Genomic DNA, 11038 nt, shown 5'->3' with positions numbered 1-11038 from the left:
GTCAGTAAGAGTGACAGCAATGAAGGGCAAAAACAGATCAATCTCGTCTGCAATTTCATTTGCTTTTAACGATTCGAGTAACGCAAGTTGAATGAGCGGGCTATTAATTTCCACTAAGCTACTCTCTCCTTGTTATCCACTGTTACCCGCCGCTTGCCCGTCAATAACTGCTGCATCAAGGCCTTTTTCTCTTGTTTGAGATCAGCCAGTTGCTGTTCGAGCAGTTCGATTTCTCTGTCCGCATTGGTTAGGGCGGTGGCGATTTTTTGTTGCTCTTCTAAAGGTGGCAGAGTGAAGTGTGCTTTGTTAATACCTCCAACTGATAGGCCAAAGCGTGTCGCTCCCGTAGCTAAGGTAAAAAAGTAATACCTGGTTTTGGGAATCGAAAATAAATAGTTGAGAAAGGCTCCTTCAACTAGGTTTTCATTAGGCCGAATAATTGCCAGGTGATAACCACAGACAACCCCTTCAAGGTCTTCGCTGACTAAAGCAGGAACAGCAATGTCTCCGGGGGTTTCCGAGTCTTTTGTCACAATCACATCATTAACCTCAAGAGTGTACTTATCTATTTCAGACTGTTTTGCTGTTGCACTCATGAAGTTAAGTGTCTTTGTAATTCTAGAGTTGTAATAAACATCAGTGTAATTACAAATCTGAACAGGTATCTCGCCTTCGACCGTCTTCTTATCTACAGGGCTGACGATAATTTGTGCTACATCATGAAGGTACTTGTCTTCCCACTCCCCCTTAAACCCAGGAAAGCGTTTTTTCCCCGTGAGCAGTTGTTGCATGAGAGCTTTTTTCTGCTGTTTGCTGTTGTCGATGCGCTTTTCTGTGTTGGTAATGGCCTTGTCCCAGGTGGAGAGGATGCGGGCTATTTTTTGTTGTTCTGGGAGGGGAGGAAATATCAATTTTAGCTTACGAATATCCCCTAAATTGATCCTGGAAAAGGTTGAGCCGCCTGCGAGCTTGAAGATTGTCCTCTGAGTTTCAACTGATTGTAGGTTGTAAAACAGGAAACTTGAATCGCTAGTAGTTGGCTTTATTAAAACTGTGTCTTGTCCCAACACAAAAGGACCGTGAGAATCAACAAAGGATGCGACTCCAACAGATTGGTTTCTGCTGAGAACCAAATCCCCAACATCAACGGTGCAATGATCCATCAAAGACTCATATTCGTCTTGCTCAACTCGCTTTGTTGGGCTTATAAGATCAAGAGGCCCCCACTTGATTGTCCCCGGCGAAACTAAGGGAACTCCATTATTCACATACTTTGGCGTTCTGTGTTTACAGTCAATAACTGTAGAAGTTTCATCTAATCTTATTGAGTACCAATCCTCAGGCGCCATAACCCAACTCCTTTAAATAACCTTCCATTTCTGTTTCCAGTTGGTCAAACTCAGCCTGCAGTTTCACTCGCTCTTGGCGAACGACTTCTAAATCAATTTCTTCCTCTTCCTCAAAGGTATCGACATAACGCGGGATATTGAGGTTAAAGTCGTTTTCTTTGATTTCTTCAAAACTGGCTAAGTAAGCGTATTTATCGACAGATTCTCTGGCTTTGTAGGTGTCGATCATTTTCTGAATATTGTCTTCGGTGAGCTGGTTTTGGTTTTTGCCGGATTTGAATTCACGGCTGGCATCGATGAACAATACGTTCTCATCAGTTTTGTGTTTTTTGAAGATCAGGATCGCGGCAGGTATACCGGTACCAAAGAAGAGCTTTTCCGGTAGGCCAATGACCGTATCCAACAAGTTTTCTTCAATTAGTTGCTGACGTATCTTGCCTTCGCTGGAAGCGCGGAATAACACACCATGAGGAACCACCACACCCATTCTGCCGGTTTCCGATTTCAGGGTTTCGATCATGTGGCTGATAAAAGCATAGTCGCCTTTGGTTTTGGGTGGTATACCGCGACGAAAACGTCCGTAAGGGTCGTTGCTGGCATCATCATGGCCCCATTTGTCCAAGCTGAAAGGTGGGTTGGCCGTCACTACATCAAAATGCAATAAGCCTGTACCGTCTTTATCTTTGAGTGCGGGGTGACGAATGGTATCGCCCCATTCAATGCGGTGGTTGTCTTCCCCATGCAGGAACATATTCATTTTGGCCAAGGCCCAGGTAGAGCCGATAGCTTCCTGACCAAAGAGCGCGTACTTTTTCGAGCCATTAAAATTTTTGCGAACAGCCCGGCCACATTTCATGAGTAGCGAACCCGAACCACACGCCGGGTCGCAGATTTGGTCGCCTTCTTGTGGCTCCAGAATGGCCGAGAGTAAGTCCGATACTTCGGGCGGGGTATAGAATTCGCCAGCGGTTTTGCCACTGCCTGCGGCAAAGTGCTTAATCAGGTATTCGTAGGCGTTGCCGATAATGTCGAGGCTACCGACTCGGCTCGGGCGCAAGTCTAATAATTCTTTGCCAAAGTCTTCCAGCAAATGCCGCAGCAATTCGTTCTTTTGTTTTTCAGGGCCTAATTTGTCGGTGTTGAAGCTGATGTCCTGAAACACATTTTTCAGCTTGGCACCGTTATTCTCTTCAATGGCATGTAACGCCTGATCGATACGCTGACCATTACCCGCTTGATGGCGATGTTCGTAGAGATCCCAAAAACTCGCACCTTCTGGCAAAACAAAACGCTGCTTGGCCATCATGGCCTTAATTAGTTCAGGGTTATCTCCGTATTGTTCAACCAGTTTACTGTGCTCATCCCGATACACGTCTGAGATGTACTTTAAGAACAGCATGGTGAGGATGAAGTCTTTATAGGTATCGGAGCTGATGACGCCGCGAAAGGTGTCGCAGGCGTTCCAGACGGCTTTGTTGATGTCGTCTTGGTTGATTTGGGTGTTGGTCATTTCTTCATCCTATTTATGTTTCTGTTGTCCGTGAGGTATGTTTCTTAAGCTTCGCTCATGATCTCATGTGCGATAGCCGTTAATTGCTTTGCTCGATTCTCGATAAATGCCATATGTAGTTTTTTCTCAGCTATCGCAGCTTGGTAAAGCTTTACTATGGTCACTTGTTTATCCATTGGTGGGACTGTGATTGTCGTTGCTTCCAAATGTGCTCGGGTCACATTTACCTGTGCGGTGCCCTGTGCAGCTATCGCGAAATAGCGCTGTGAATCCGCCTGATTAAGCTGCCAAGCCAAAAACGAAGGTGCGATAACTGCCTCGTCTCTCACTTCTAATAAAAAGAAGTGTGGTGCGCATACCACTTTAGAAGGAGCGTTCACGACCAGCGCAGCATTATTCTTCTGCCCTCTAGCGATAAAGAGTACGTGTCCGTCTCTCAGCCAATCAGGACTCTTCCTACCTTTGATATCAGTATGTATTACCTGATCCCAAAGAATATCCCCATCATCAGAAACGTCACGTATCTGAACCGCCAAAGCGTCACCTTCTGGCTGCTCTGGAATTTTTCCACGGAATGGATGTCCCGCTTTGACAGTACAAATATCACTTAATTTTACACGCATAAAATTGTGCACCATTTAAATACTGCACAAATAATCGTTGACAACTGCGCAATTGTCAAGCAAAAATACAAAAAAGACTGCACCATTAGAATGGCGCAGTAATTTGTGCAAGAGGATTGTTTATGAGTTTGGAAAGCCAATTAGCAGCTTGGACAGCACCTTCGAGTGATACGGAAAAAGACAAACAAGAAAGAACAGAGCGCATGATTCGAGATGCCATTTCAGAGCATGAAGCTTTTAACAACTGCTCTTTAAAAATCTATGCAAAAGGATCTTATGCCAACAATACGAATGTACGTTTAGACAGCGACGTAGATATCGCCGTGGAATGTAATGACGTTTTGTACTGGGATGAGTCAGAAAAAGGAACTCATAATCCTGGAACCCCATATGAGGGAATCTGGACGCCAGAAAAGTTGCGATCTGAATTACTTGCAGCCATGCGATCAAAGTTTCCCGGCCAAATCGATAGCTCCGGCTCTACTGCAATTCAGATAAACTCGAGCTCAGCTAGGGTGGATGCAGACGTAGTGCCTTGTTTTAGTTTTAGATACCACATGAAATACGGATCAAGAGATGGAACCAAGGTATTTAAAACCGACGGAAGCAATATCGTTAACTATCCTGCCCAGCAGCTGGAACACGGCGTAGACAAGAACAAACGAACAAACTATGCATATAAGAAGGGCGTCCGCCTCCTAAAGCGATTAGAAAACCTGATGTATGAAAGCGGTGAATTTCGCGAGCTCCCATCCTTCTTTATAGAGTGCTTAGTTTTCAATTGTCCGGACGAAATATTCTCAAAGCCAAATTGGACAGAACGACTTCGCGGTTTGCTATTTCATATATGGAATGAACTGCAAGGAGAAGAACCTAGTACAGACCGTTGGACGGAAGCGAATGATTGTTTTTTCTTGTTTCACTCAAGTCAAAAATGGAGCCGTGCCGATGGACGCGAATTTGCTAATGCCGCATGGAATTATCTGGAGTTTAAATAATGCAAAACGTAACTATTAAGAGCTCACTCTATCTATTACTGGGAGCCTCAGCCATCGCCTGGGTTTTGCTGGCGCTCATCGAGAATAAAGACTTATCCAATCCAGTGGACTTCTTTGGGCTCTTGCCAAAAGTCGTGACGATAGATCTTTTGGCTATCTTTGCTTTCACTAAATGGGGTTGGAAGTTCCGGCTGTTCAGGGGTTGGCTTGTACCATTTCCAAATCTAAACGGTACGTGGGTTGGTTTTATATATTCTGACTGGATTAACCCTGAAACGGGGGAGAAGCCACCGAGAATACCAGTAATGCTCACCGTAAATCAGACCTTCTTTCATATTAGCTGCGTTATGCGTACAGGAGAAATGGAGAGTTTTTCTTACGCAGAGGGTTTTCAGATAGATTCTGATAAACAGATTAAAAATATAGCTTATTGCTACACGAGCAAGCCAAGGCTTAGCGTGAGTGATAGGAGTATGCCTCATGACGGAACTTCAGTCTTCCGAATTATTGAAAAGCCGCAACTTAAGCTTTCAGGCAGGTATTGGACAGAGCGAGCAACAACAGGAGAAATCATTTTAGATTATCACTCCAGTGAGCTGCTGGAGGCTATTCCTGAGGAGCTGAGTAAGCATCCTATTCGAAAAGAGCCAGTGTAGCAGCAAAGCATCTTTAGGTTGTGACGACAAGAGTTTGTAAAGCGCACGCATACCGATTGCGATTGTGAAAACCATCTTGAAGTAAAAGGGTTAGTAATTGAAAAGGATGATATTTGGTGAACATAAATAAGATTAGTCTAGTTCTAATGAGTTCTTTGGTCGTTGTTTTTTTTGTCCAGAAATACAAAGAAGATAATCTATCTATAGCGGGCTTTGAAAGTGCAAAAGTATTGGGCGCGAAAGCGTGTTCGGAAGGATTTTGTGGTTTCGACGTCATTCTTATCGATGGGATTATTAACAACAATACATCGCGAGAGCTGTCGAAATTTTTGAAAGGGAGAAAACAAAGTCAGGTACCCGATATAGTATGTTTCAATAGTCCAGGTGGAGGGGCGGACGGAGCATTTGAGTTGGGTAATTTGATCGCTCAGAATAAACTTAACACGTGCGTTGCCGATGAGTATTTACTTGTTGATGGAAACAAAATCTCAAATGTTCAGTGTGGATCCGCTTGTCCTTACGCACTATTGGCAGGTAAACGCAGAGTTTTGCACGGGCTTGCTTCAAATATTTGGGTACACTCTAGCGGCTCCACAAGCGTCTTTTTTGGTACTAGAAAGGAAATTTCCGAAGAGGAGCGCTTTGAAGACAAAGTTGAGTTCAAAGAAAGAATCGATTCTTATTCTAAAATCAACAACGGTCGACAGAGGTACAAAGAAGCCCACGATGCCTTAGTGGAGTATTCTTTTACGATTCCTCATATGAGCATACAAACAATTGATCCTGCTAAGCTAGTAAGTGAGTACTTTGTTATTACGGATCTAATGCTTCACAGTTTGATGGATCCTGGCACGTCGCTCAAATGATGCCTGCATCCAAGCTGGCGGCGACGAACAAGCCAAGCTCTTCACATTGAGATACGAACTCCTCCTGAAATGGGCCTTTGCAAAGCAATGGCTCTTTTATCAGTCTCCACCTTAAACCTGTTGTGATGGTATCTATGGCTCTTTTGGTTCCAGTTCCATCGTGGCCTGCACGAATAAAATACGCAAATGGCTTACCTTGAGTTGTTTCTAGACAGTCATAGTAACAACGATCAAAAACATCCTTGATTAGGCCCGACATATAGCCAAGGTTTTCGGTAGTTCCAATTATGATCGCATCTGCGGAAATTATGTCGCTAGATTGAGTGTCCAAAGGTTTTAGGTAGTTTACTTCGATCCCTGTGAAGTTCTCCACTGATGCTCCTTTGATTGTCGCATCTACTAGCTTAATCAAGTTCGGGGATGGCGCATGAGCGACGATTAGAAGTTTTTTGGAGGCGGTCATTAGTCAATCCCAAGTTTCTTTTTGACGGGAAGCGGAAGTTCATCAAAAGCTCGTCGAACTAGTTCCTCCGTTTTTTGATTCTCTAGCTCTTTTACTCGACTCTTAAGGCTTTCGTTAATGCGTAATAGTTCATCTTTGCTATTTCTGATCGTTCCGCGAGATTTCGTGTTTTGAGAACTTTTTAGTTTTTGGTCTTTCGCTTGTAGCAGTTTGTCATTGATATCACTCAGATAGATGATTAGCTGCTCAGAATATGTATCATTTTCAAAAAGAGTATTTCTCGCTACTCCGGCGGCTTTCGCGACACTTGACCCAAAAATTTTGTAGCTGGATTTCTGTTGAAAATCGCCTATTTTGTTGTGTGTTTTGATGTAAAGCGTTTTTTCTCTTTTCTGCTCTTCGATATATTGCCAAGCCAAAAGGCTCGCATTTTCTTCGCTAACCCAATCAGGAAGTTTCTTTGCTTTATTTCGCAAAGATTGGTCGGCCTTGGTTTTGATGAAGTTCATCACCATTTAACACATCCTCTCGGATTCATAGTTGCTAAGCGTTATATGGAGCTCTTCTAAACTCTCATGATTGGGGTTAATAGTATTGGTATTACTAGCAACTAGCTTGACTTGTTCATAAGAGGTTTCTTTGAATATCCGAGGTACCTCTGGATTCTTTAAAGCTTCAACATGATTAAAGATGTTAAATAAATTCCATTCGATATTTTCGGATTGCATTAAATTATGAGAGCAGCCTAAACAGAGTTGAGGCGAAGCATTGTGTCTTTGCGGTTCCCCTGCTTGGGCGCATTTCGCGAGGTGTTTAGTTCGTCGTTTCAACACGCAATACCCCCATGCGTTTGTTTTGATATCTTCAATTTCAACCAAGGAAATTCTTTCCGCAAACTTTGACTGCTCTGCTGTATTCATAATCACTGTCTTGTGCATAAGTCGTTTAAGCCATTTGTGGAATTTGCCGGCGTAGCCATTCCCTTGTTTTTGTATGAAGTTGGCGACTAAAGAGCTAATAACCTGCTGTTTCACTTGTCGATGAATCGAGCGATTATCTTTATTTCTGATATAAGCAAGCCACATACGTTTGGCAATATGTTTAAATTGACTTCGTATCATCCATCCAGCATCTCCATCAAAGCGCCTGTAAACTGCCTCAGCCCACATGTGCCTGAAGGAGTGTGGTGATGGATAAATAGTGTCCTCCATGATTTCTTGCATCAACAGTTTTGCAACTAATCCAGTTCGACACTCACTATCAGACAAAGAAAGTAGCCATTCTTTTGTTTCTGGAGACAAGTTTTTGTCTAACAGTTGAATCCATTCAGGCTCGAGTTTTCTGTTTTTGTATTTGGAGACCCAATCCTCTTTTTTCCTTGAAGAGCCTTCCAAATAAAAACTTACTAATGGCCACTCCTCACGACAGCGTCTATATGTCTCTCTCAAATTGATATCTTCAACCATATTATCCCACTGATCTTGAGAACGAATTAGCAGAAGGCGCTCTCTCGTTTTATTCAGCTCCGAATCGTTTTTACCACGGCTAAGTTGCTCCTGGGTTCTTTGCCATTCAGCCAGATTCTCCAAGTCTCTAAAACCCGTATAGTGTTTTATAAAGTGAGGCCACAAAACTTTAACGGCACTATTTACCGCTGATTTGGAGCAGAAAACATCTTTTTTGTTTTTCTTATAAGTATATAAAGATGGCTTATCTGGAGTGGCCCCCACTAATGCCTTTAGTAATTCTGATATTTGAAATATCTTGAATGTTATTTCTCTGTCTTGTTTTACTCTTCCATGTGTCTTCTGAACATACCAATTGACTATATATCGATAAGGAAATGCGTAGCTATCCAATAGATCTTTGTTTTCCATGCGACTTATAGATGACGAGGGGAAGCCAAGTTCACTTTTGCGCCAACCAGTAAGCCCAACTATATTCGTTAGGCCTGAACCTTCCACTAAGTTTATTAGCTGCTTCGGCAGTGATGTACTTCCGTTTAATTTTGAATCAGCTTCGTCTAATCCAATATTCTTGTAGTCGTTTTTATCAGGTATTGAAAATTGATGCGCATTGAACCGCTCTTCCAGAATGTCGCAGTGTTCGATAAATGCCTCTTCTGAGAGTTGCGGTACACATCCAGACAACAAATGCTTAGTTTCCGCCAGATTTCTCCTGCTAACCCATTCCCATGCTATTACTCTTAGGCGGTCTATATTCTCGAGCTTATTGGGTATTTGGAGATTACGGGCAAGCTCTCTTAGAGTCGTGTCTTTAGTGATATGCATTGAAAAACCTACGGAGCGATAGGTGGATTCAAATCGCCGGATGGTTTCATTTACAATGCTTGTGACTGTGCTTAATTTGCTACGAACTGTTGGCTCTAGCTCGAGGGGCGAGTAGCCTTGTAGCACCCGGGGTAGAATTTGTTGGACTGTATTTAAGCTCAATCCAAGTTTGTCAGCTATGCCTTGTCTGGATCTGTAGACTTCAGCAAGTCCAGAAGCTAAAGCTATATGTTTTTCAAAAAAATACATACAATGTTCTAGGTAAAAGCGTCCGTGATCTAAAGATAGAAAGTTATAGCTCCCGCCCTCGCTCCAGTCTTTGTAAGATAAGTTGTCATCCGTCAGATCTGGGATGAGTTCAGATACAGTCTTATTTAAGAATTTGTTAGTTACTAAGGCATCAACCCAACCTAGATTTAGTTGAAGCATCGCTGAGTGCCAGCGCACAACTTTGGTTTGTTGCTCGAAACTTCCTTTACTTTTTATTCCATTGAGTCTGATTGCTTTATCTTTGTTCCACTGGTGAGTAAGCAAGTATGCAACGATTTCGAAGCAGCTGGTGCGATTGAGCTGGAAATGCCTCGTGTGAGCCATTGCCGCTAGGAGAAGGGCAAGGCCCTTGAACACACAAAGGTATGTATTGGCGGAATTCGATTCAATGCACTTTAGCCAAATCAATTTAATTGAGTCGATGATATTGGGTCCAAGTGTTTCTGCTAAAACTGGGTTGGCTTGAATCAATGGTGCCAAAGAATCAAATTCAATCCTGATCGAATCGTTCTGGTTATTATAAAACAGCCATTTATTCTCGAAAAAATCGTTGCCTTCAGATCCCTCTAGTGCATTCAGTATTGCTTGAGCTTCATCTCGATTGAAAGTGTCGAAAAAATCCTCTGCTACTATGCTCATTCCGCGCTCTCCAATAGATAATCAAACATTGGAGGAAGGTGTTCTTTGAGGGCTTTATACTGCTGTTTGGCAGCCTTCGTATGACTCAATTTTGTTAAGAGAGTACTCATCCATTCAACATTTAGAATAAGAGTTTTCTCTACGAAATCTGGTCTAATAATCAGTAGCTTTGGTAGAGCCGCTTCGGCTTGTTTCAGATAATGAATCGCATACAGTGCAGTATCAACCGTGTCCATTACGATGAGTTCATCATCATCATTTTGCTTTTCAGCCAAAGCCTTCAATAACTGTATTCGAGGGCGCTCTTCTCCCGTAACGTTTGAAACCCGAGTTCTTGTAGTTACATCATGTATCTTTAACAAGGTGTCGCCTAATGTGGGTTGATAGACAACATTTTGAAGGTCGTGAATCACCAGTCGTGTGATTCGATGAAGGCGGTTAACGTAGTCTTTGTTGTCATCAGTTAAGTAGTCGAATTTCTCTGTCTCAGATGTATGGCTATGGTTATTAATTAAGTCCGAGTCGCGATATTTATCTGAACCAGCATGAACTGCGGTGTTTTTTATGTGTGTTAGTGAAAACCAATTACTTGGTAATGGTCTTGGAACGGATTGTTGGTATTCGGAGGTTGGCTTTTTCGTTCTATGGTAATACTGTGCACGTGATTCGCTGCCAAGCTGCAATTTGAGAATTACATCCAGAAAAAGAGTTTGAGTCTGAGCTTTTTCTGATTCTCTTCTGATAAGTCGATTCAATTCTGGAAGAGACCAAAGCTTAAATAAGTAGTTTATGATGTTATGGTTATCAGCGAATTTGCCTAGCCCAGGCATATTAATTTGTGATCCAGTATCTGACTTTACCAACAGGTCGCCCTTTGACAGGTTGGTAATATATTTATATTGGGCACGAGTCCATATGTCCTTTGCATTGAGTATATTGAGAGTTTTGTTACTGCCGGAGCGCCCTTTATAGTACTTACATTCCATCATTATCAACCGTCCAGATGTGTTGAACTCAAAAGCATAGTCAGTAGTTTTTAGGTGTTTGATGTCTGATGGTTGAACAGTTTCGCAGGCTGCCAGCCAAGACATAAGTAGTTCTTCCAGCGGCGAGTATTGGTTTTGAAAATTTGGTTGGAAGAAAACGGGTTTTTGACAAGAGTAAACTCGTTTTTTGTTTATCGTGTATTTCTTGCTTAAAGACTTCTTCCCGTCATGCTTTATTTGGTTTTTAACGTTTTCATGACAAGATGGTTTTATTAAATCTTGCAACAAAACCTTCGTCAGCTCGTCTGTAGCTTCTCCGTTATTGTCGAACTGACCAATTTTTCCTATCAACAATCTATTCCAGTCATAGCACCAGTTCTTATAATT

At 42.4% G+C, this 11038-nt stretch carries 10 protein-coding genes; 3 read left to right on the top strand and 7 right to left on the bottom strand.

Annotation, left to right across the window (positions count from 1 at the left end; translation table 11 throughout):
- Positions 1-113: 113 nt before the first annotated feature.
- From A3735_RS01910 to A3735_RS01900, 3 genes are read right to left on the bottom strand one after another with little or no spacing between them, the layout of a single operon-like run.
- A complete protein-coding gene (locus A3735_RS01910) occupies positions 114-1349 on the bottom strand; it encodes a restriction endonuclease subunit S (protein ID WP_068637488.1) in 1236 nt (411 codons plus the stop codon).
- Positions 1339-2859 (bottom strand): type I restriction-modification system subunit M, encoded by a 1521-nt coding sequence (locus A3735_RS01905; protein WP_068637486.1) that lies wholly within the window; start codon positions 2857-2859, stop codon positions 1339-1341. Before A3735_RS01905 ends, A3735_RS01910 begins: the two co-directional genes overlap by 11 nt.
- A 44-nt stretch (positions 2860-2903) precedes the next feature.
- Entirely contained in the window at positions 2904-3482 is a 579-nt protein-coding gene (locus tag A3735_RS01900) for a restriction endonuclease subunit S (RefSeq protein ID WP_068637484.1), read from the bottom strand.
- A 122-nt stretch (positions 3483-3604) separates the two neighbouring features.
- Between A3735_RS01900 and A3735_RS01895 the strand changes: the two genes are divergently transcribed.
- The 3 genes from A3735_RS01895 to A3735_RS01885 all read left to right on the top strand — a co-directional run bounded on the left by A3735_RS01895 (position 3605) and on the right by A3735_RS01885 (position 6002).
- Positions 3605-4480, top strand: a complete 876-nt coding sequence (locus tag A3735_RS01895; RefSeq protein WP_068637482.1) for a nucleotidyltransferase — start codon at positions 3605-3607, stop codon at positions 4478-4480.
- A complete protein-coding gene (locus A3735_RS01890; protein WP_068637480.1) occupies positions 4480-5136 on the top strand; it encodes a hypothetical protein in 657 nt (218 codons plus the stop codon). The genes A3735_RS01895 and A3735_RS01890 overlap by 1 nt, the downstream gene beginning before the upstream one ends.
- Before the next feature lie 116 nt (positions 5137-5252).
- A complete protein-coding gene (locus A3735_RS01885; protein WP_068637478.1) occupies positions 5253-6002 on the top strand; it encodes a hypothetical protein in 750 nt (249 codons plus the stop codon).
- Here the strand turns inward: A3735_RS01885 and A3735_RS01880 are convergent.
- From A3735_RS01880 to A3735_RS01865, 4 genes are all read right to left on the bottom strand, one after another.
- Positions 5995-6465, bottom strand: coding sequence for an NAD(P)H-dependent oxidoreductase (locus A3735_RS01880; RefSeq protein WP_068637476.1), 471 nt, complete (start codon positions 6463-6465; stop codon positions 5995-5997). The two genes, A3735_RS01885 and A3735_RS01880, sit on opposite strands and share 8 nt — an antisense overlap.
- Entirely contained in the window at positions 6465-6980 is a 516-nt protein-coding gene (locus tag A3735_RS01875; protein WP_068637473.1) for a hypothetical protein, read from the bottom strand. Before A3735_RS01875 ends, A3735_RS01880 begins: the two co-directional genes overlap by 1 nt.
- Entirely contained in the window at positions 6981-9665 is a 2685-nt protein-coding gene (locus A3735_RS01870; protein WP_068637471.1) for a hypothetical protein, read from the bottom strand.
- On the bottom strand, positions 9662-11038 hold a 1377-nt coding region (locus tag A3735_RS01865; RefSeq protein WP_231882337.1), incomplete at its 5' end, for a hypothetical protein. The genes A3735_RS01865 and A3735_RS01870, both read right to left, overlap by 4 nt.

Source organism: Oleiphilus sp. HI0061, assembly GCF_001635675.1.
The sequence above is the reverse complement of the archived record's forward strand: the minus strand, read 5'-3'. Positions and strand labels throughout refer to the sequence as shown.

Bases quoted from the DNA above. Each gene is read 5' to 3' on its own strand.
- A3735_RS01900 (WP_068637484.1), bottom strand. From the start codon at position 3,482: ATGCGTGTAAAATTAAGTGATATTTGTACTGTCAAAGCGGGACATCCA.
- A3735_RS01880 (WP_068637476.1), bottom strand. From the start codon at position 6,465: ATGACCGCCTCCAAAAAACTTCTAATCGTCGCTCATGCGCCATCCCCG.
- A3735_RS01870 (WP_068637471.1), bottom strand. From the start codon at position 9,665: ATGAGCATAGTAGCAGAGGATTTTTTCGACACTTTCAATCGAGATGAA.
- A3735_RS01905 (WP_068637486.1), bottom strand. From the start codon at position 2,859: ATGACCAACACCCAAATCAACCAAGACGACATCAACAAAGCCGTCTGG.
- A3735_RS01895 (WP_068637482.1), top strand. From the start codon at position 3,605: ATGAGTTTGGAAAGCCAATTAGCAGCTTGGACAGCACCTTCGAGTGAT.
- A3735_RS01910 (WP_068637488.1), bottom strand. From the start codon at position 1,349: ATGGCGCCTGAGGATTGGTACTCAATAAGATTAGATGAAACTTCTACA.
- A3735_RS01875 (WP_068637473.1), bottom strand. From the start codon at position 6,980: ATGGTGATGAACTTCATCAAAACCAAGGCCGACCAATCTTTGCGAAAT.
- A3735_RS01890 (WP_068637480.1), top strand. From the start codon at position 4,480: ATGCAAAACGTAACTATTAAGAGCTCACTCTATCTATTACTGGGAGCC.